Annotated in this window: 17 protein-coding genes; 11 read left to right on the forward strand and 6 right to left on the reverse strand. The window is 50.8% G+C overall.

Annotated features, from left to right (window positions below; all coding sequences use genetic code 11):
* The first annotated feature begins 9 nt into the window (after positions 1–9).
* The 10 genes from E1B03_RS11250 to E1B03_RS11300 all read left to right on the forward strand — a co-directional run bounded on the left by E1B03_RS11250 (position 10) and on the right by E1B03_RS11300 (position 12,894).
* Entirely contained in the window at positions 10–492 is a 483-nt protein-coding gene (locus E1B03_RS11250) for a phage tail protein (protein WP_133086222.1), read from the forward strand.
* 62 nt (positions 493–554) lie between these two features.
* A complete protein-coding gene (locus E1B03_RS11255; protein WP_133086223.1) occupies positions 555–917 on the forward strand; it encodes a phage tail protein in 363 nt (120 codons plus the stop codon).
* Between the two features lie 250 nt (positions 918–1,167).
* The gene (locus E1B03_RS11265) at positions 1,168–4,470 is read left to right on the forward strand and encodes a phage tail tape measure protein (RefSeq protein ID WP_133086224.1); all 3,303 of its coding nucleotides are present in this window, start codon (positions 1,168–1,170) and stop codon (positions 4,468–4,470) included.
* A 33-nt stretch (positions 4,471–4,503) separates the two neighbouring features.
* On the forward strand, positions 4,504–4,803 hold the full coding sequence (locus E1B03_RS11270) for a phage tail protein (RefSeq protein ID WP_071242655.1): 300 nt from the start codon (positions 4,504–4,506) through the stop codon (positions 4,801–4,803).
* 8 nt (positions 4,804–4,811) lie between these two features.
* Positions 4,812–5,507, forward strand: a complete 696-nt coding sequence (locus E1B03_RS11275) for a phage minor tail protein L (protein ID WP_133086225.1) — start codon at positions 4,812–4,814, stop codon at positions 5,505–5,507.
* An 11-nt stretch (positions 5,508–5,518) separates the two neighbouring features.
* On the forward strand, positions 5,519–6,253 hold the full coding sequence (locus E1B03_RS11280; RefSeq protein ID WP_133086226.1) for a C40 family peptidase: 735 nt from the start codon (positions 5,519–5,521) through the stop codon (positions 6,251–6,253).
* Complete coding sequence (locus E1B03_RS11285) at positions 6,151–6,828, forward strand: tail assembly protein (protein ID WP_133086227.1); 678 nt, start codon at positions 6,151–6,153, stop codon at positions 6,826–6,828. The genes E1B03_RS11280 and E1B03_RS11285 overlap by 103 nt, the downstream gene beginning before the upstream one ends.
* Before the next feature lie 71 nt (positions 6,829–6,899).
* The gene (gpJ, locus tag E1B03_RS11290; protein ID WP_133086228.1) at positions 6,900–10,301 is read left to right on the forward strand and encodes a phage attachment tail tip protein J; all 3,402 of its coding nucleotides are present in this window, start codon (positions 6,900–6,902) and stop codon (positions 10,299–10,301) included.
* Between the two features lie 41 nt (positions 10,302–10,342).
* A complete protein-coding gene (locus tag E1B03_RS26480; protein WP_165955306.1) occupies positions 10,343–12,313 on the forward strand; it encodes a prophage tail fiber N-terminal domain-containing protein in 1,971 nt (656 codons plus the stop codon).
* An 11-nt stretch (positions 12,314–12,324) separates the two neighbouring features.
* On the forward strand, positions 12,325–12,894 hold the full coding sequence (locus tag E1B03_RS11300; protein ID WP_133086229.1) for a DUF4376 domain-containing protein: 570 nt from the start codon (positions 12,325–12,327) through the stop codon (positions 12,892–12,894).
* Positions 12,895–12,959: 65 nt separating this feature from the next.
* Here the strand turns inward: E1B03_RS11300 and dgcJ are convergent, their stop codons facing one another.
* Entirely contained in the window at positions 12,960–14,540 is a 1,581-nt protein-coding gene (dgcJ, locus tag E1B03_RS11305) for a diguanylate cyclase DgcJ (protein ID WP_133086230.1), read from the reverse strand.
* An 812-nt stretch (positions 14,541–15,352) separates the two neighbouring features.
* Here dgcJ and E1B03_RS11310 point away from each other — a divergent pair.
* Positions 15,353–16,507, forward strand: coding sequence for an AlbA family DNA-binding domain-containing protein (locus tag E1B03_RS11310; RefSeq protein ID WP_133086231.1), 1,155 nt, complete (start codon positions 15,353–15,355; stop codon positions 16,505–16,507).
* A gap of 232 nt (positions 16,508–16,739) precedes the next feature.
* Here E1B03_RS11310 and E1B03_RS11315 read toward each other — a convergent pair whose 3' ends face one another.
* The 5 genes from E1B03_RS11315 to purB all read right to left on the reverse strand — a co-directional run bounded on the left by E1B03_RS11315 (position 16,740) and on the right by purB (position 22,435).
* Complete coding sequence (locus E1B03_RS11315) at positions 16,740–17,723, reverse strand: radical SAM protein (RefSeq protein WP_133086232.1); 984 nt, start codon at positions 17,721–17,723, stop codon at positions 16,740–16,742.
* A gap of 19 nt (positions 17,724–17,742) precedes the next feature.
* Positions 17,743–17,967, reverse strand: a complete 225-nt coding sequence (locus E1B03_RS11320) for a hypothetical protein (protein WP_133086233.1) — start codon at positions 17,965–17,967, stop codon at positions 17,743–17,745.
* Positions 17,968–18,169: 202 nt separating this feature from the next.
* The gene (locus E1B03_RS11325; RefSeq protein ID WP_133086234.1) at positions 18,170–18,841 is read right to left on the reverse strand and encodes an SOS response-associated peptidase; all 672 of its coding nucleotides are present in this window, start codon (positions 18,839–18,841) and stop codon (positions 18,170–18,172) included.
* 877 nt (positions 18,842–19,718) lie between these two features.
* Positions 19,719–20,576, reverse strand: a complete 858-nt coding sequence (gene yibB / locus E1B03_RS11330) for a protein YibB (protein ID WP_133086235.1) — start codon at positions 20,574–20,576, stop codon at positions 19,719–19,721.
* Between the two features lie 488 nt (positions 20,577–21,064).
* Positions 21,065–22,435, reverse strand: a complete 1,371-nt coding sequence (gene purB / locus E1B03_RS11335) for an adenylosuccinate lyase (RefSeq protein ID WP_133086236.1) — start codon at positions 22,433–22,435, stop codon at positions 21,065–21,067.
* Positions 22,436–22,437 lie beyond the last annotated feature (2 nt).

The raw sequence follows: 22,437 nt of genomic DNA on the forward strand, positions 1-22,437 counted from the left end.
AGAATCATTATGGCTGATGAAAGTAACACGCCAAAATCATCCCCTGAGTACGCAATGCTTCCTGCCGGGACGGTGGTGAGGTTTGGCGAAGTAGGGGCCGCAGTGGCGGCGCTCAAACCCCTGATTAACTGTAAGGCGCTGGGCGCGACAGGTCAGACGGGGGGATTTGTCGACTGTACCACCCTGCTGGACAAGAGTAAGCAGTCGATATCCGACCTGCCGGAAGGGCCGGAGAAATCGCTGGGATTCATTGACGACCCAGAAAACGAAGATTTCACCGCGTTCCTCAATGCTGCAGAGCAGCGTAAGACCGTTCAGTTTTATATTGAGCTGCCGAACAAACGAACGGCTTCAATGATCCTTGCGCTTTCAGGCTGGCAGATGAACGAAATCACCGCGCCTGCCAGTGAAGTTATCCAGATTACGGTGCAGGGTAAGCAAAATAACATTAAATGGGGGAGTGCCGTGCCAGCGCCAGATGCCGGAGCGTAATCCGTTTCCCGTTATACACCGCCTCCGGGCGGTTTTTTTTCGTCTGAAAAACAGGATACATCATGTCTGAATTTAGCCTCTCCGCACTGAAAAAAGCACTGCTCAAAACGAACCCCACGCCGACTGAAACTGAAATCTTCGGTACAAAGGTTTACCTGCGTCGACTGACGGCGGCTGAGCTTATTGATCATGAGGATGCACTCATCGAGGCGCAAACCTCTGGCAATGCCCGCATGGCGTCTGAGCTGAGCGTACAGATTGTTATCGACAGTCTGGTTCAGCCTGACGGCTCCCCGATTAAAGCCAAAGATAAACCCACGGCGAAGGAGTTGCTGGCAGCACACGATAACGTTGCGCTTCTGGACGCTATCGACAAAGTGAAAAAACACGGTATCGGTAAGCTGGAAACCGCCGAAAAAAACTGAGTGACTCGCCCTGGCTGGAGCTGATTTTCTGGCTGGCCGACCGCTGGGGCGAGCCTGACCCGTCAAAAATTGCGGCACTTCCTGCAGACACGCTTTTCCACTGGCGTGCGTTCTTCCTCAAACAGGGCATTTTCAAAAAGCCTTCGACAGAAGGTTCTGACAGTAACCCGCCCCCTGTTAAATCTCACACCGCCGCCGTGAATCCGAATCTGGATGCGCAGTGTGCGGCAGTCATGAAGGTATTAATGTAATGGGTGACGTTGCCTCTCTTGCCGTTGGGCTGCATCTGAATGCAGCGAACTTTAAATCGCAGCTGATGAGCGCCTACGGCAGCGCTGAGAGTCAGTCACGCCAGTTTAACCGCAATGCTCAGGCTGATGCGAAAAAGACGGAGGATGCCTATAAGCGTGTTTCCGCTTCGGTATCGGGGCTGGCTGGCAGGCTGGCAGGTTTTGCCGGGGCGGGTTTATCGCTGGGTACCATTATCAGCACCACGCGGCAGTACAGCCAGTCGTTGTCGGATTTGCAGTCTATCACCGGTGCCACCAGTGCGCAGATGAAACTGTACGATCAGGCGGCGCAGGAAATGGGCCGCATAACGGAATACAGCGCATCACAGGCCGCCGAGGCCATTAAACTGATGGCTTCGGCAAAGCCTGAACTGCTGAGTACCTCTGCGGGGCTGACTGCGGCGACCAAAAGCGCGTTAACGCTGGCCCAGGCGGCAGGGACGACGCTTCCGGATGCCACCCGAACGCTGGCCCTGTCATTAAACCAGTTCGGGGCGGGAGCCAGTGAAGCCGACAGGTATATCAACGTGCTGGCTGCTGGCGCGAAATTTGGCTCGTCGGAGATAGCCGATACTGCTGCCGCGATTAAAAATGGCGGGGTGGCAGCGGCACAGGCTGGCGTGGGTTTTGAAACCCTCAATGCCGCCATACAGGTACTGGCGGAGCGCGAAGTGAAAGGCGGCGAAGCCGGGACCGCACTGCGCAACGTGATCCTGAATCTGGAGAAGGGAACCGATAAGACCCTGAAGCCTTCTGTTGTCGGGCTGAGCCAGGCGCTGGAGAACCTGGCGGGAAAAAACCTGTCAACCAGGCAGGCCGTAAAGCTGTTCGGGGTGGAAAACCTCAGCGCGGCATCCATCCTGGTGCAGAACCGCGAGAAGGTGGAGTCGCTGACTGCCGCCCTTACCGGTACGCAGACCGCGCATGAGCAGGCCGAAATCAGGGTAAATAACCTGAACGGCGATCTTCTCAGCCTGACTTCGGCTTTTGAAGGTCTGATTATTAAGGTAGGACAGAGCGGAAACGGTCCGCTGCGCAGTGGTGTTCAGACCGTTACCGATGCCATTAATGGCCTAACGGATAATTTTAATACGGTCGCCAGCGTTGCGCTGTATACGCTGATTCCTGTTCTGGCGACAAAACTGACGGCAGGTATCAGGGGGAACATCGGTGCCTGGGTTGAGCAGCAGCAGGCGGTCAGGGCCAGCGCGATGGCGCAGGCCGATATGGCGCGAAAAACGCTGGAAAGTACCGCCGCCACTCTGGCACAGAATAACGCAGAATTCGGGCGTTATCGGGAAATGGAGAAAAGCGCCAGACAATTTGGCCTTAACGTGAGTTACCAGAGCGAGTTTAACCGCTTAATCCGGCAGGAAACCGAGCAGACACTGCTCTCCACCCAGGCAAAGAGCCAGCTGAATGCTGCCAATAAACAGCTTTCCGTTTCAGCCCGCGCAGTCTCTGCAGCAGTAGGTATGGCCAGAGGGGCGCTGGCACTGGTGGGCGGTCCGGTGGGGGCGGCGATGCTTGCCGGTTCGGCGTTGCTCTATTTCCATAATCAGGCGAAGAATGCCCGCCAGTCAGCGATTGACCTGAAAAATGCTGTTGTTGAAACGAATGAAGAGCTAAAAAAACTGTCGCTTAACCAGCTCAACGTGAAGCAGCTGGACATTGATGAACAGTTTGAGAATCAGGTTATTCAGCGAAATAAACTGATTAAAGAAATTCAGGATGCGGAAAGCCGTATTGATGGCTTGAGTGGCTTCGATCCGTTCGGACAACTTAAAGGCGTACAGAATGATAAAACCCGCTACAAAGGGGATCTGGATGCCGTTGAGCAGGGGTTAAAACTCCTCAAAGAACGGCAAAAAATAGTCAAAGAGGCCATAGAACACGCTAAATCAGGGAAAACCGAACCCACGCCGAAGCCGGATAAACCAGGGAATGAAACAGGGAGCGATAAACCTGATACCCCCTGGACCGGAGAAGGCGGGGATACAGGGAAGGGGCAAAAGGCGAAGGTTAACCAGTATGAGCAACTGCGGCGTGAAATCGAAGCGGCGCATGCCTCAAGTCTCGGACGTATCAACCTGCAGGAGCAGGAAAGCGCCAGAAAACTCCTTGAAGCCGCCCGCGCTGACGGAGCCAGCGAGGCTGATATTCAGAAGACGCTGCTGCTGAATGCTGAAAACTATCAGAAACAGCGCCTCGAACTGGCAGAACAGTATGCGCCAGCCAGAGCAACTCTTACGAAAGAGCGCGAAGCGAGCCAGGAGCTGAAGTCGCTCCTGGATGCCCGTCTTCTGGATGAAAAGGAATACCAGACGGCCAGAATCACGCTGGCACAAAGTACGGCCCTTGAACTGTTACAGGCACAGGCAGCGGCAATGTCTGCCCCTCTGATTGATATTACCGGGACGGTTGATCCGCTGGCAGAACTGCGCAATCAACTGGCCGAGCGTCAGTCACTGCTGCAGACTTTTTACCAGAACGATGCGATCAACAAAGAGCAGTACGAACTGCTGAAGCAAAAGGCTGACAAGGATTCTGCGGATGCGCAGTACCAGACGGCGGTGGAGCTTTATAAGTCGCAGGGAAACCTGAACAGCCTCGCTATTGGCATGTTAGAGACCACCCAGGAGCGTTCCACTAACATGCTGACCGGCATGCTGGTAAACACCCAATCACTCCGGGACGGGATGATTGGGTTATTTTCCTCCCTGACTCAGTCGGTGATTAAAAACCTTGTCGATATGGCAGCGCAGGCGCTGATTACCAACACCATCCTGAAATCCATTATGGGCATCGGCGGCAGTCTTTTTGGCGGTGCAGCCACTGCGAGTACCGGCACGGCCATCAGCAGTTTTGGCAGCAGTTTTAGTTTTAATGAGAAGGGCGGTGTTTATAACTCACCTTCATTAAGTGCCTACAGTAACGGCATCTATGACAGCCCGACCCTGTTTGCTTTTGCAAAGGGGGCAGGCGTGTTTGGTGAAGCAGGTCCGGAAGCCATTATGCCTCTGGCAAAAACGACTGACGGTACGCTGGGTGTCAGGGCGCTGGGTGAGCCGGGTTCCTCTGGTGGTGGTATGAATGGGGGAATTGTTTATTCACCTGAGTATCACATTATCATTCAGAATGACGGGCAAAACGGGCAGATAGGACCGCAGGCATCGCAGATGCTGGTCAAAATGGTCGACACGCGTGTCATGAGTATCCTGAGAACTCAGGGACGTGATGGCGGCATGCTGGCGGGAGGATAAGTGAAAACCTTTCATTGGGCACCCAGGGAGGGGATGCAGTCTTCTGTTTCCCCTTCGGTGACAACCATAAAATTTGGGGATGGCTATGAGCAACGTCGCCCGACCGGACTCAACCATCAGTTAATTAACTTCCAGCCTGTTTTCCGTATTACGTCGGACAATTCCCGCACCGCACTTGAAGCGTTTCTGGCCGAGCACGGAGGATATAAAGCCTTTCTGTGGCGACCGCCAAAATACAACCGCACGATAAAAGTTGTCTGCCGGGAGTGGTCTGTTACGGACAACGTCACGTATTCCGATTTCAGCTGTAAATTTGAGCAGGTCATTGCTTAAGGATCCTTATGCAGGATATTCCTCAGAACACCCTCAACGAAACCACGAAAACCGAACAGTCGGCCCGCATTGATTTGTGGGAAATCGACCTGACGGCCTTTGGTGGCCAGCGCTACTATTTTTCAAATGAACTGAACGAGAAGGGCGAGCCGGTCACCTGGCAGGGCCGGAAATATGACGTTTACCCGATACAGGGAACCGGGTTCGACCTGGTAGGGAAAGGGACTACCGCCCGCCCGACGCTGGCGGTGTCGAACCTGTTTGGCATGGTTACGGGACTTGCGGCAGATATGCAGAGCCTCGTCGGGGCCACGGTGGTAAGGCATGTTGTGTACGCCCGTTTTCTCGATGCGGTGAACTTTACAGGCGGCAACCCGGAGGCCGATCCGGAACAGGAAGTAGTCAGCCGCTGGGTGATTGAACAACTGTCAGAGCTGAAAGCTACCACGGCGACCTTTGTGCTGGCCACGCCGACCGAAACTGACGGCAGCGTGTTTCCGGCGCGGATCATGCTGGCTGATGTCTGCAACTGGACCTACCGTTCTGAGGAGTGTGGGTATGCCGGGCCGCCTGTGGCGGATGAATTTGACAAACCCACGGCAGACCCGGCAAAAGATGCCTGCAGCAAATGCCGTACCGGCTGCGAGCTGCGTGATAACCTGCCGCGCATCGGCTGCTTCCTCTCGATTAACCGTCTTTCCTGATGGATACACCCATGAACAAAACTATCCTGGCGCATACCGCTGCGTGTGCGCCGGCTGAATCGTGCGGCTATGTGGTGAAGACGCCTGCCGGGGAGCGGTATTTTCCCTGCCAGAATCTTTCCGCTGAACCGACAATGTATTTCCGCATGGAGCCGGCAGATTACCTTCAGGCGCAGGCGGTGGGAGATGTGGTGGCCCTGGTACACAGCCATTCCGATGGCCTGCCGTTTCTCAGCGATGTTGATCGCCGCCTGCAGGTGCAAAGTGGCCTGCCGTGGTGGCTGGTCTGCGATGACCGGATAGTCAAATTTCGCTGCGTGCCGTTCCTCACAGGGCGGGCTTTTGAGCATGGCGTGGCTGACTGTTACACCCTGTTCCGTGATGCGTACCATCTGGCCGGTATTGAGATGCCGGATTTTGCGCGGAAGGAGGACTGGTGGAAGCAGGGGGATAATCTGTATCTGGATAATCTGGAGGCGACCGATTTTTACCGGGTGAATGCCACAGAGGCCCAGCCCGGAGACATTCTGATTTGTTGTTTTGGTTCATCGGTTGCCAACCATGCTGCGATTTACTGCGGCGACGGCGAACTGTTGCACCATATTCCTGACCAGCTCAGTAAACGCGAGAGGTATACCGACAAATGGCAACGCCGCACACACTCGATATGGCGACACCGGGCATGGCACGAGTCTGCCTTCACGGGGATTTACAACGATTTGGCCGCCGCTTCAGCCTCAGTATAAAAACGGGGGCCGAGGCCATTTACGCGATGGCCATGCAGGTTCCGGGCTTCCGGCAGAAAATGAATGATGGCTGGTATCAGATACGCATTGCAGGCCTGGATGTGAATGAAACCAGCCTGTCAGCCCGTCTGCACGAGCCGCTGCCGGACGGTGCCATTATTCATATTGTCCCACGCATGGCCGGGGCGAAATCCGGTGGTCTGTTCCAGGTGGTGCTGGGAGCAGTAGCAATAGCCGCGTCCTTTTTTACAGCAGGGGCTTCACTGGCAGCCTGGGGAGCAGCGTTATCTGCCGGTGCTATTTCGGCGTCCTCGGTTCTGTTTTCTATGGGGGCGGCCATGATGCTGGGTGGTGTGGCGCAGATGCTGACGCCGCAGGCAAAAATCCCCTCGTCCCGGCAGACCGATAACGGCAAACAGAACACCTATTTTTCGTCGCTGGACAATATGATGGCGCAGGGTAATGCCCTGCCGGTGTTATACGGTGAAATGCTGGTCGGCTCCCGCACGATCTCCCAGGAAATCAGCACACGGGATGAAGGTGGCGGGGGGCAGGTGGTGATCATCGGTCGCTGACTTACTGCAGCATATTTGTATTTACATAGAACCGCCTCCGTGCGGTTCTGTCGTTTCAGAGGGAACAGATTATGGGTAAGGGTGGTGGCAGCAGTAAAACGCCGCATGAGGCTCCTGACGACCTGAAATCAAGCCAGATGCTGACCGTTGTTGATGCCATCTGCGAGGGGCCGATAGAAGGCCCGGTGGACGGGCTGAAGAGTGTCAGAATTAACAAAACGCCGGTCCTCGACAGCGACGGTAACGCGGTGGTTCACGGTGTCACCGTGGTTTACCGCGTGGGGGAGGATGAGCAGACCGCGATGGAGGGGTTCGAAGACTCCGGCGCTGAAACTCTGCTGGGTGTGGTGGTGAAGAAGTCAGAGCCGGTGACCCGCACCATTACCACCAAAACGCTGGACCGCCTGCGCTTTACCTTTGGTGTGCAGTCGCTGGTCAGCACCAGTACCAAAGGCGACCGCAACCCGACCAGCGTACAGATGCTGATCCAGTTTCGCCGGGATGGCCAGTGGCAGGTGGAGCGGGATATCACCATTACGGGGAAAACGACCACGCAGTTTCTGGCATCTGTGGTGATTGATGATTTACCGCCCCGACCGTTTGAAGTCCGCATGCTGCGCCTCACTGATGACAGCACGACAGACCTGCTGCAGAACAAAACGGTGTGGTCGGGCTATACCGAAATCATCGATGTGAAACAACGTTACCCGAATACCGCTGTTATCGGCGTAAAAGTGGACGCGGAGCAGTTTGGCAGCCAGCAGGTCACGCGAAACTATCTCCTGCGCGGGCGTATTGTGCCGGTGCCGTCAAATTACGATCCGTTAAAGCGGACGTATACGGGACTCTGGGACGGGACGTTTAAACCTGCCTGGACAGATAATCCGGCCTGGTGTGTGCTGGATATGCTGACTCACCCGCGCTACGGCATGGGAAGCCGCATTGGTGTTGCCGATGTGGATAAGTGGGCGCTGTATGCCATTGCACAGTATTGCGATCAGCCTGTTCCTGACGGTTTTGGTGGGACAGAGCCGCGTATCACCTGCAATGCGTATCTGACGGACCAGCGTAAAGCATGGGACGTGCTGGGGGACTTCTGTTCTCTGATGCGCTGCATGCCGGTCTGGAACGGCAGCACCCTGACGTTTGTGCAGGACCGGCCCGCCGATAAAGTCTGGACCTATACGCAGAGTAATGTGGTGATGCCCGCTGACGGTGCGCCGTTCATCTACAGCTTCAGCGCACTGAAAGAGCGCCACAATGCCGCCGAGGTCCGTTACACCGACCCGAAAAACGGCTGGGAAACGTCCACCGAACTGGTGGAAAACGACGCTGCCATCCGGCGCTACGGTCGCAACGTTCTGAAGATGGATGCATTCGCCTGTACCAGCCGTGGGCAGGCGCACCGCGCCGGACTGTGGGCTATCACCACAGAATTGCTGGAAACGCAGACGGTGGATTTCTCCGTGGGTGCCGAAGGGCTGCGACATGTTCCCGGCGATATCATTGAGGTCTGCGACAGTGATTATGCCGGTGTGACCGTGGGCGGACGCGTCCTGTCAGTCGACAGCCTTACGCGCACCCTCATGCTGGACCGCGAGGTGGAGATACCGGCAGGCAGTAATGTGGTGCTGAACCTGGTAGGCAGCGATGGTCAGCCTGTTACCGTCGCGGTTACCGCGCACCCCGCCCCGGACCGCGTGACCGTCAGGCAGTTACCCGATGGCGTGGCGGAGTACAGCGTGTGGGGGCTGAAACTGCCGGACCTGCGCCAGCGCCTGTTTCGTTGTGTGGCCATACGGGAAAACGATGACGGCACGTATGCCATTACCGCCGTACAGCATGTCCCGGAGAAAGGATCCATCGTGGACAACGGGGCGACGTTTGATCCGTTGCCGGACACAGGTATCACGAACACGCCGCCTGCTGTGCAGCACCTGACCACAGAGATTCTGGCAGAGGATGGGCAGTATCAGGTGCGGGCGCGATGGGACACTCCGCGTGTGGTGAAGGGGGTGAACTTTTCCCTGCGCCTGACGGTGAAAGCGGAAGATAACAGCGACCGCCTGGCCAGCAGCCTGACCCTGACCGAAACGGAGCACACCTTCCGCAACTTGACTCCGGGGCGCTACACCCTGACGGTGCGGGCGGTGAATACCCAGGGCCAGCAGGGCGATCCGGCCAGCACTGATTTCAGCATCGCCGCGCCCGCAGTACCGTCTTATGTTGATCTGACACCCGGCTATTTCCAGATAACCGCCACCCCGCGCCAGGCGGTATATGACCCTACGATGCAGTATGAGTTCTGGTTTACAGATACACAGATTGCCGATATCCGCCAGGTGGAAACCGATGCGCGTTATCTCGGCACTGCGCTGTACTGGATTGCGGCCAGCAGCAGTATCAAACCCGGCAAGGATTATTACTTTTATATCCGGGCCGTGAACCAGGTCGGGAAATCGGCGTTCGTGGAGGCTAAAGGGCAGGCCAGCAACGATGCGGCGGGTTACCTGGATTTCTTCAAAGGGAAAATCACCGAAAGCCACCTGGGTAAAGAGCTGCTGGAGAAGGTGGAGCTGACGGAAGACAACGCCAGCCGGCTGGATCAGTTTTCGGAAGAGTGGCAGGACGCGAACGGCAAATGGAATGCCATGTGGGGTGTGAAGATAGAGCAGACCAAAGACGGGAAGCACTATGTGGCTGGTCTGGGCCTGAGCATGGAGGACACGGAAGAAGGGAAGGTAAGCCAGTTCCTGGTGGCAGCAAACCGTATCGCGCTTATCGACCCCGCAAACGGCAATGAGACTCCGATGTTTGTGGCTCAGGGGAATCAGATATTTATGAACGAGGTGTTCCTCAAATATCTGACGGCTCCCACTATCACCAGTGGCGGGAACCCGCCGACCTTTATGCTGACGCCTGACGGAAAACTGACTGCCCGTAATGCGGATATCAGCGGCCATATCAGCGCGAATTCCGGCACCCTCAGTAATGTGACGATAGCGGAAAACTGCACCATAAAGGGGACGCTCCGGGCCGAGCGTATTCTTGGGGATATTGTTAAGGCAGCGGGCAGGGAGTTTCCTTACTTCATAACCAGTAACGGTGAAAAACGGTACGCCAACGGGATACTGACAGTCGTGATTGAAGATGACCAGTCTTTTGACCGACAGATTTCCATTCCTGGGATTACCTTTCAGGGTGCAGCGTATGACAGCCAGACCAGTAATGACGTATGGGATGACTGTACGCTGACTGTCAGGAAAAACGGGGTGGAGATATACAAGCAGACAAGCAGAGGTGTACCGGCCGTTTTTACACGAACACTGGATATGCCTGCCGGGAGCGGACGGATGACGCTGAGTTTCAGCGTCAATACACACGGTAACAGCAGCGGCTATCCATTTTCCCGAATCAGTGACCTGCTGGTTATTGTGACGAAAAAGTCGTCAGCCGGGATAACAATAAGTTAATGACAGATACCGCCTCCGGGCGGTTTTTTTATGGAGGTAGTATGCCAGTACTCATATCAGGCATTCTCAGAGATGGCGCGGGAAAACCCGTACAGGACTGCACCATTCAGCTGAGCGCCAGGAAAACCAGCCCGACCGTTGTGGTTGAGGTGACCTCATCCTCGGTTACGGATGCGAATGGCCACTACAGCATTGAGGCTGAACCGGGTTATTACAGTGTGTCACTGCTGCGGGAAGGTTTTCCTCCCGTACTTGCTGGCGACATTTACGTGGCCCCGACCGATGCGCCGGATACCCTGAATGCGTTTCTCGATGCGCCGAAGGATGCGGACCTACGTCCGGAGGTGATGAAACGCTTTGAGGAAATGGTAAACCGCGTTGTGGATTTGAGCGGTGCAATAGAGAAGGATCGGAAACTCGCTGAACATGCCGCACAGTCAGCAGCGCAGAGCAATGATGCGGCAGCATTGTCTGCAACGGCTGCGGCGGAGTCACAGCGCCAGGCGGCGCACTCTGCCGATGCGGCTGATGTGTCTGCCCGATCTGCCGCAGATAATGCCCGACAGACAGCACAGGACGTTCTGGCCAGTGGTGCAGATGCGGACAGTGCGGCAAAGTCTGCACAGACAGCGAAGGATCAGACCGGAGTGGCAAAGACCGCCGCTGATACGGCACAGAAAGCGCAACAGGCGGCAGGAGCTTCGGCACAGTCTGCAGCAGAGAGTGCCAGAAACGCAGCAGCATCAGCACAAACAGCGGAGGAGTATGCTGGCAATGCAGCCGCATCCGAAAATTCGGTACGCGAAAGCGTCCTCACGGCCACGCAGGCTGCTGAACAGGGGGATAACAGCGCTGCAGCTGCAGCTCTAAGTGAACAGCATGCCAGGGAGTTCAGTGAAAAGGCTGCTAAATCAGAGACTGCGGCATCAGCCAGTGAAGAATCTGCATCTTCAAGTGGAGCATCAGCCCTGCAGTCAGCCAAAACGGCTGAGAACCATAAAAATGCAGCCGCTGAGAGTGCCAACCGCGCAGAACAGGCCAGAGATGAGGCCCTGACGCTGCGCGATGAAGCTCAGGAAAATGCCCTGAATGCCCGGAACAGCGCACAGGCTGCTGCTGCCAGTGAGAAAGAAAGTGGACAGGCAAGGGATGAGTCACAGCTTCTTGCTGAACAGGCCAGAAGTGCAGCCTCAAAAGCCGCCGCTGATACCATTAAAGAGATACAGGAAAGTGAAGACCTTAGTGGTCCGCCAGGTCCGCAGGGGCCTGCCGGTGCAAAAGGTGAAAAGGGTGACAAGGGAGACACCGGGTTAATGGGGGCAACAGGACCAACTGGCCCTGCAGGTCCGCAGGGACCGGCAGGTGCAAAAGGCGAAAAGGGTGACAAGGGAGACACCGGGCTAACGGGGGTAACAGGACCAACTGGCCCTGCAGGTCCGCAGGGACCGGCAGGTGCAAAAGGTGAAAAGGGTGACAAAGGAGATACCGGGTTAACTGGCGCCAGAGGGGCTACTGGAGCAACTGGCCCTGCAGGTCCGCAGGGACCGGCAGGCGCAAAAGGGGATAAGGGAGATAAAGGGGATACCGGGTTAACTGGACCGCAAGGACCACAGGGGCCTGCAGGCGCTAAGGGTGCAACAGGATCTACTGGACCACAAGGACCGGCAGGCGCAAAAGGAGCAACAGGTGCTACGGGACCGCAAGGGCCGCAGGGACCAGCAGGTGCACCTGCGGGTGCTCTTCATGCTGTAGGTACGTTTGCGCTGGCATATATGCCAGCGCCTGGAGGGAGAGGTACTAATCCAGGTACAAGTTATTCGGGGGGAAGTTTAATAGCGTGTGGAATTATCAGCAACAGCGACGCTAAAGCGTCGTTTTGTATTACGGGTAGTAGTGGCAAATATACTTTGCCGGGTACATGGCGTTCGTGTGGCATTGCATCCAGTTCTTCTGAAGGTCTGGCTGGGACTAATTTGGGTTACTATGCAGGCATTTTTCAGCGAATTTCATAAAAGGAGATTGTATGAACATTGAGGACATTCAGGCTCCTGAGTGGGCGAATAAAGGACATACAGCGATTAACTGTAGGGTTAAATTTGCAGAGTTTGATGAGTTTCTGCCGTTCACTGCATGTCCGAATGATTTTGAGGAGCATGGACGCCGTATCTACAGCGAGCTTGAATCAGGAAAGTATGGTCCTGTCGCCCCTTTTATTGTGACTGACAAGATGGTGGAGGATTTACGCAACCAGAAGCTGGCTGAAATCAGCAACTGGCGGGACGTTCAGGAAAACGCCAACATTATTTTTGAACTGGGCAATCGCCGGTGGGATGGAGGCAAAGCGTCGCAGGAACGTCTTGCGCCCGTGGTTATGGCTGCCAGTGCAGGAAAGTTACCTGAGGGATTCTTCTGGACGGATGCAGATAACCACGATGTTCCGGTGAATTTTGCGTTCCTGCAACAGCTTGAGGCGGCGATGATGCAGGCAATGGTGATACACGGTTTCAGAATTCACGAACGGCAGAGGCAGATGAAATCGGAGGTAGCGTTACTTACAGATGTTAATGCCATTGCTGAATATCCAGTTGGCTAGCGTGATAGGAAGTAATGTGCTGGTTCACCTTTCTAAACGTCTAAATGCCTGTAACCGCTAATATCTCACTTACGCTCGGGGTACTTGCTCCGTTTATGCTGATAAAGCAACTCATCGGCTTTCAGCATCGCCACTTCCAATGTGTCTCCTGGCAGCAGTTGATATGCCCCCCAGGAAAATGCCACCAGTTTATCCGGGTCAATCGCTAGTAATTGTTCCTGCGCCCGAGTAATAACATCACGGAATTTATTCAGAGAATAATCGATAAGAACCAGGCAGAACTCATCGCCCCCAAGCCGGATACCGTAGTCACTTTTGCGAATGGCATTTCCCAGTGCCATCCCCAGCATCTGTATCACTTTATCGCCCATATGGTGACCGAGAGAGTCATTTATTCTTTTGAGTCCATCACTGTCAATTGCGATGACTGTGACGGGGATACCTCTGTCAACGAGTGAGCAGATTTTATGTTCCAGCTCCGGTGTAATAACTTTTCTGTTATACAGTCCGGTCATCGCATCCGTCACGTTATCCCTAGAAAGCAAAGTTTGTCTGATTAATTGTTTATGGGCATATCGGCATAATCCCCAGGTTCCGAGAAGATAAAGCAGTAACAGCCATAAATTCGCAACAATAACGTAGATAGCATCTAGTTTCACATGCAGGGTGTAATACTGGGTAAGCGAGTCTTCATAACTGATCAAAGCATAAGATTTGATATATGGTTTATGGAAAACAATATGGCTTCCGGTTTCATTATCGGTGACATACAAAGAAAGGAATTGCCATAACAACGGACGATCGACTGTATTAAACGAAACCACCAGATCGTCAATGTTGATGTCTGTAATCATAATGCCTTTTACTTTATCACCCAGATATACCGGGGTAAGCATGCTGATAATATTATTGCGGGTATAGCCATCCTGATAAATATGAGACAGCGTAGTTTCTCCCTTTAGCAGATCTTTCAGGGCATTGTCATCAATCGAAATCGTGTGTGTGCTACGAGCAATATTGATGTTGCCACTATTACCCACGAGCCAGTTACTGAAGGTATAGTTGCGAGTATTAACTGGCTGATTAATATAAATATAGTTATGAGCAAGATCCACATAGTATCTGATGTTCCTGAACATATAACCGGTATAATTTGAAAAGCTGTACTTTGACTGAGCTGCACGCTCAGCGGTGTGAATAACCGATAGTGCGCCAATGTCTCCCACCCATTCTTTACACGATCTATTGCGGGTTTGCAGGGTGCCGTCGAGGTTATTTCTGTTTTTCTTCAACAGATTGAATCCGTAAATATCACCCTCGGTTTCAAGGTGCTGACATATTACTGTTTGTTCGGTATCGTCAAAGGACGCATCGGCTATTTGGCGATAAAATTCCCGCGAAAGCCGGGTGGCAATATTCTGGTTAATGGACTCTTCATGGAAAAGCGCCGACTTACCATTTTCAGCGACATACCCCATATAGCTCTGTAAATCTTGCGCTTCACGAACAGCCAGCGCGGCAAAAAGTGAGGTTGTGCAAACCACGATTATGACAAGCGCACTGATATATTTTTGTCTGGACAAGATGGCTAATTCCCTGTTGTACCACCTGAAAATAATAGCAAGTGTAGCACCAAACAACGACATCTTAGCGGGTTATGCCTCTAGGACAAAGCTTCCGCCCCTTCTGCAACACGCCAGAAGAGTAACCTGTTTGTGTCCCCCCTACATCGTCAACATAATTTTCCTGTGTTCATGCCGTCTTCCATACGCTGGTGATATTTACTGGCGGCTACCAGCGTAAAAACGTTGTCAATCACCGGGTCAGCCCGTCTTAGTGAAACTGGTTAACCAGCGCTTTTTAAAGTGATGAGACATCCCATGTTTACGTCATCGAACGCGATTTCAATACCGTGTTAATAATCTGGAGATGACGGTACAGCACTCGGTCCATCGGGATTTTCGCGTTTTTAATGTCCTTCATAATGCCAGTCTACATCAGATGACCATCACAATTGAGTGTGTTCACGTGTCGTTCAAAATAAGGTGCGCCAATATTCTCGAGAATTACATTAATGCCCTTGTTATCGGTGATGCTGGTGGCAACTGCAGCAAAATCCTCTGTCATATAATCAATGGCTTGATCGGTACACAGAGGGCGAACCCGACCGTGCTTTGCTGCGTTCGCAGTGGTGATTACCGTCGCGAAAGTCGAACGGTGGTCCCCACAACGTTGCCCCCTGAAAGCATCGGTACCGTTTCAATGGGTTTCAGTTTTTACAGATGGATCCGCGGTTACGAAGACCTCGGTAAGAGGGCTGCATTGTGCCAATTGCGGACGTTGTTAATAACAGTTGGTGTGGCTCAATAGAGAGCAGATCAGCGCTGTTCTGCATGCCTAACACTCAGGCGGCGATTTATTTATAATGTGCTCATAAAACCAAAGCATGAGAACTAAAATGCACAAGTTATTAAATATGCTGCGCTATAAGAGTGAGGGTACTGATATTGACTTCAAATCTGCACAGTACCGCTTTACCAATGGCTCTGAAAACGATAAATCAGAACTGCTTAAAGATATTCTCGCTATAGCTAACTCCTGGCGCGATGGCACCGGATATATCCTATTGGGATTTAAAGATCAGCGTCCCAATCCTGCGGAGGTAGTTGGAATCCATGACAGCATTGATGACTCTCGAATCCAGCAGTTCGTGAACAGCAAGGTGAAGCCGAAGCTTACATTCAGCTATGAGGAACACCTGTATGAAGGCAAGACCATCGGCATCATTTCAATCCCCAAACAGAAGCGCCCATTTTATCTCACGAGTGCTTACGGAAAACTCAAAAGCAATGTTGTTTATGTCCGAAGAGGAAGCAGCACTGATGAAGCCGAACCTGTCGAAACCATAGCGATGGGACATGAAGACAATGGTCGTGCGGAGATGAAGATCGAGCTATCCCTGCGGACACCTGATAATGACACTCTTCCCCTCAACTTTACCCACACTTACCTTCATTTCACTGAGGAGTTTCCAGACTTTGAAAGGCCCTCAAAACCATCAGGGCCTTATGACATGCTTAGTAACTCAGGCATTTACAGGGACAATAGGCATTTCTTGCGCGAGTACGCAGAATACATGCGAATCAATAAAGCGCTTATTATGCTAAGACTAGTGCTTCTCAATCGGTCTGGCGTGCAGTTGTCCAACGCTAAGGTTGAACTAACCATTGAGGCAATAGATTCCAATGTGCATGTAATCGCAGAAAGTGATTTGCCTAAAATGCCAAAACCAACGCGAAACGCGCTCGACGTCGGGTCCATTAAAAGCGGCCCATTGTTTAACAGAGATAACAAGCTGAAGATAATCGAAGATGCCCAAAATCCGGAATGCCATATTCGCTTAGGATCTCTATTGCCTGGGGAGCAGGCTAGTTCGGAGCTCATTGCAGTTTTGCCGGAAGGTCCTGGACGCATACGCATTCGCTTACGTGTTTTAGGTGGTGAATTGGCTACACCGATTGAGCAAGAGTTTGCAGTTGAGACAACGGGTGATCGTCTCTCTCTAGACTTTGAGGGTTTCAGGGATTACGTCACCGCTGAACAAGCGAAGTGATGGTTAAGGGATTCAGCAGTTCTGTAATCCAGAACGGGCGTAACGAATAAGTGGCCTGTTCCCAATTGATTGACACACGACATTAACAGCACCATCTATGGCGACTCAATTATGAACGTCTGCTTCTCGCTCACAGCGGACCTTATGACCTGACTTTCTGTCCGCTCCGTGCCATATGCGGACGTTCAAATATCAAGATGCTTCAATCAATGGGGAGTTGGTCATCACCATTTTACTTTATTATTACTTCTGGCATGTTTCGTAATGGACCTCTGGGGGGGTGTATTCCATCCCTATATCCATATAACCATTGGTCGTATTTTTCAAGCACATCTGTCGCTGCAAGTCGACTAATAATTTCATCCAATGGTGTGTCCATTAAATTCCCAAGATAAATATTCGGAGGTGCCAAAGCAACCGTACCAAAATGATTAATACTAACTCCGAGAGGGTTCTCTATTTGAAAATCAGAAAAATAAGATCTAGCACACTTTGCCATACTCTTATTATCACTCGAAACCGAATCCGAACGAACATCAAACACGTAAATATCTTGATAATATTCACCGAAGGGTGTAAAGCTCTCACTAAGAGTTGATATCTCTATTCGATATTCATCATCAGTTATAGCCATTTTTTTTGCAAATCTTTCCCCTCGACCACTAGGAGTGAATTTTATGCAATTAAAATAACTAGCACCAAGTCTCGATGCCAATTTGGCAGTATCTAGTGCATGTCCGAAGTTGTTTTTGCAACAGACATAATTAACGCCCCAAAGAATCTTTCCGAACTCCGACAACTGATACATTCCAAATAAAGTTTTCGCAAAGCTATTAGTACCACGGATGGTCGAGTTAATCTCCTCATTCGGGCCATCTAAGCTTATAGATAAATTATATCTCATGCCAGCTTCATACAGTAATTCAAGCCGTTTAGTAGCAATAACATGACCATTCGTAGATATGCTGGGCAATACTCCATTTTTAAACATATGTGCTACTACTTCTTCGAGGCCCTTGTGAAGAAAGGGCTCTCCGCCACCAAGGAATATTTGCCTCACGCCATGCCTTTGCAGAGTGCTTATAATACTTTTTAAAAGGTCCGTACTCAAGAATGCTTTAATCTTCGGGCTTGATTCTGAATAACAATGCTTGCATGCTATTGTACATTGGCCAGTCAGAGATAATGCCCCGGAAACTAATGAAATCTCAGCCATTTTTCATTCCTAAAATTCATTAAGATTCACGAGCAGGTTTACTACGCGAGCCTGGGTCCATACCAACCCTAATGCCCTCAATAGGTTGCCCTGCTGGTTGTATTTTACAAACTGTTAACTTTCGGCCTTTATAGCTAATGTCATCAGCAGCCAGTAAATCATTAGATGGTCGAACAATCATTAACCTTAATCCAGTTTCAACATCTTCAAGAATGACACCTAACTGAATGATTTTTTTTGACATATTATTACTCTCGCAATTTGCGTAGTTGAACTGAAGGGAAACATATCAAGAGTAGTTAGAATTTGAATAATTGCTAATTTTGAATGCCCTGTTTCCGCAACTAATCTACGACCAAAGGTGGGCTGCGGTGGGGTAGCCTACTAGGTACCTTTAAGTCCGCTTTTCGCTCAAAGCAGACGTTTTTTCCCTGTCGGACCTTACATCAACGCATAGGTTCTATTAACTCTGGACCTTGATTCTTAATATTCCCGACGGCACGCGTCACGGCGTGCCATATAAATTTATCAGCCGGCACGGAACCGTCGGCTACGATGTCCTCTGCTTCTTTCCCTCCTACATCTTGCCTAAGCCATTCGCGAGCGGCTTCCGGTGACAGGACCAGCGGTCGCCTGTCGTGAATATCTACCAGTCCTTTGTCGGCAGCAGCCGTTACTATCAGGAATCCTTCTGCTTCATCTCCTCGTTCGAATGGTGTGCTGCCGAACGCAGCCATGAATATCGGCTGGCCATCGGCCCGATGAATGAAGTAGGGCTGCTTCTTGTCACCTTCCTTTTTCCACTCAAACCAGCCATCAGCAAAGCAAATTGCGCGACCATGCTGCCAGAGTGGTTTAAACATTCTGCTGGTGGCCGCAGTTTCAGATCGTGCATTAATTAGCGGCGGCTTATCCCACCATCCTGGAGCATATCCCCATAGAACAGGGTCAAGGTGCAACTGTTCATCACGTTCGCTAAGCAGCAGAACTTTTGTGCCTGGTGCCACGTTGAATCGACCTATTGGTTCAGGGTCATATGGGATATCACGTTCAGCTTCTTCAGCGAGCAGGGCGAGATAGTCCTCGCGTGTCATTGACTGTGAAAAGCGTCCACACATAGAAACCTCCAGCCAGCTGTCAGACCGAAAGTATAGGATATTGACTAGAACGATAGGATTTGAAGCTCCACATCACCAATATTCCATTGTGGCCTTTAGCTTCTCGAGGTTGCTAAATGTCCGATAGATCACTACCCATTTTTACTTTTTTGGGGGCAAATTTGGGGGCAAAAATTAGTTTGGGGCATAATTTGGGGCGATGAAATGACTCATATTGCCCGCATTTGTCCAAGACGGTTTTTTATTAACTGATTGATTTTATGATAATTAGCTGTATTTTCTGAATTTACAAAATCAATTTTATAGTCTAACGCTGATTATGTGGAATGAAAGCAGCGCTATGAAATTAAATAACTTTTCTCATGCTCCCCTGCCCGTGGGGGCGCTCCGATAGCATCCTGCGCGCATCTCGCTCGGTCTTTTACCCAAGGGTGCCGCGACAATGATGTTTAATGTCTTACTGCGGGAAAGGGCGAATATCAAAGCCAGGGGCCCATGAGGTAAAAGAGGACTGTATAACTTGAATCCCGGCTCTCCTTCATAGGAGCATGCAATATAAACTGGCTTCGGTTTGAGAGCGTAAGCATTTCTGATAAAACTGCCATCTGTTTATTGACTGTTGAGGACGCCCGCTCCAGGCCTTGATAAAAGCCATTCAACTCTTTAGCGTTTTGCGATGAATTTCGTGAACGTTTTGGCTATCGGGGAGTGTTTTGCGTCGCGAACCCGTATTGTTTAATATTTATTCAACTCAACTCGGTTGATGCTTAAAAAGTTAGTGGCCATGATGCTCTACTTACCCACTGATTAGCTTCAAAACAATACCGAAGCTATCGTAGAACAGTATCGATATTGTTTATTTTTTTTCGAATGAAGATTATTTACCTATGAGTGATACTTTTAATTTTCTTGCATAGGTAATGAAATCTTTGCTCCCAAACATTTTAAATAAATTAAACCATTGATTTTTACCGAGATAATTTAATTTTATTAACTGTGGCTGGTAATGGTAGCACATTATAAAAATACCTTGATCATCATCAACTATATTGTTTTTAAGTGTTTTCATTTGACATGCGCAAACCAGTTGATAAAATTCTTGCCACTTTTCTTGACTTGTTACAATGGCACCGCCAATAATATAGGAGCGATTGTTAATCATATGGTCAAAAACCTGATGGATCGTTTTGACTTTTAGCCCTTTTTTTATTGTAAACAGGTTAACTTTTTTTCCGTCAAAGGAATAATCCCAGCGAGATAACCCGTTTGTTACCTCTGCATTACGACAGTAACCAAAATCAACCCACGCAATCATATCATCCTTAGCAAGTTTTAGCTTTATTGCCCGGTTTACGAAGTATGTTTTTAGATTGCAAACCAGAGCATAATCTGCAGACCAGTATTCAGGATTAATTAACTGACGGGTTTCAAGTTTGCTTCTGAATTCGTCATTTTTTTGAATCTGCGAAATTCTCTTTTTAAGATGGCGAAATTTTTTATTAATATCTACAGCGATTACTGTCGTGCGCTTTCCATCTCTTATTTTTTCAATTTTTGGCTTTAGGTCATTAGATGTAAAAATGATCATATCATTATCTAATTCAGACAAATTCTTGAAATACTCAATATAGCTATCAGACGTTCTCTCTAAATGAGGAGAGAAACCCTTATCGCTTGTCCAGCTACCTCTCCCTATATCGAAAAATGCTGTAACTATGGTAATAGATGAATTCATATTATGCAGTCCGTATTTTTACCTATCCAATCACACCTGATCGTTAGAAATATATTTTTGAAGTCTACCTCATCGCGGCATTCTATCAGTATCAATATGGGGCGGGAAGCATAATGTGATATTTGGAATGATAGGCAATGGATTGCGCATATGGACTTTTGGGAGCTTTTCCTATATCTATATCCATGATAACAAATTTCAGGTGATATTATAATATGATGAATAATAATCAAAGGCCACTGTTGGTTGTTAATTTATTTTTATGATATATATTTGATGGCTAATGATTCGCACGTTATACAAAATAGTTCCATTCTCTGGCATCAGGGTTATTCGTTGGAAGTGTCATCATTGGTTTAACCCGAATATCAGCCTCAGGGATAATGTTGCGGGCGATAAAAAGCCGGAGGCGCTGACGCTTTCCGGCTTGCATACGGGTATGAACTGAGGACCGGAACTGGCACCACCGCCTTCCGGTACCAAACAGATTACTTCAGTTCATCAACCATCGTGGTGGCGCGACCAATGTAATTGGCAGGCGTCATTGCTTTCAGGCGCGTTTTCTCGTCTTCCGGCAAAGCCAGACCGTCGATAAACTGCTTCATGCCTTCGGCATCAACGCGTTTGCCGCGGGTCAATTCTTTCAGCTTTTCGTATGGTTTTTCAATGCCGTAGCGACGCATTACGGTCTGGATAGGCTCGGCCAGAACTTCCCAGTTATGGTCCAGTTCATCCAGCAGATGATCGCGGTTCACTTCCAGTTTGCTCACCCCCTTCAGCGTGGACTGATAAGCGATCAGCGCATAGCCAATCCCTACGCCCAGGTTGCGCAGAACGGTAGAGTCCGTCAGGTCGCGCTGCCAGCGAGAAACCGGCAGTTTGCTCGCCAGATGCTGCAATACCGCGTTAGACAGGCCCAGGTTGCCCTCGGAGTTTTCGAAATCGATTGGGTTTACCTTGTGCGGCATGGTGGAAGAACCAATTTCACCCGCGATGGTTTTCTGTTTGAAGTGGTTCAGCGCCACGTAACCCCAGACATCGCGGTCGAAGTCGATCAGGATGGTGTTGAAACGGGCGATGCAATCAAACAGCTCGGCAATGTAGTCGTGCGGTTCAATCTGGGTAGTGTACGGGTTCCACTGGATACCCAGCGAGGTGACAAATTCTTCGCTGAACTGATGCCAGTCAACTTCCGGGTAAGCGGCGATGTGGGCGTTATAGTTACCGACGGCACCGTTGATTTTACCAAGAATTTCAACCTGGTTGAGCTGGCGATACTGGCGCTCCATACGGTAAGCCACATTAGCCATTTCTTTACCCAGCGTCGATGGGGTGGCTGGCTGACCGTGGGTACGGGAGAGCAGAGGAATATCGCGATACTGTACGGACAGATCTTTCACCGCGTCGATAAGTTTGCGCCAGTAAGGCAGAATCACTTCATCGCGGGCTGTTTTCAGCATCAGCGCGTGAGACAGGTTGTTGATATCTTCTGAGGTACACGCGAAATGGATAAACTCGGAAACGGCGTGCAGTTCCGGGATATTCGCCACTTTCTCTTTCAGGAAATACTCAACTGCCTTCACGTCATGGTTGGTCGTACGCTCAATGGTTTTGATGCGCGCAGCATCTTCTTCATTGAAGTTAGCGACGATCGCATCAAGGAAACCGATTGCGTCGGCAGCAAAAGCAGGAACTTCCTTGATCGCTGCGTGCGCGGCCAGTTTTTGCAGCCAGCGTACTTCAACCTGTACACGGAATTTCAGCAAACCGTATTCGCTGAAAATCCCGCGCAGCGCGCTGACTTTATCGCCGTAGCGTCCATCGACAGGGGAAACGGCGGTCAGTGAGGATAATTCCATAG

The organism is Citrobacter arsenatis (genome assembly GCF_004353845.1).
Taxonomy (GTDB): Bacteria; Pseudomonadota; Gammaproteobacteria; order Enterobacterales; family Enterobacteriaceae; genus Citrobacter; species Citrobacter arsenatis.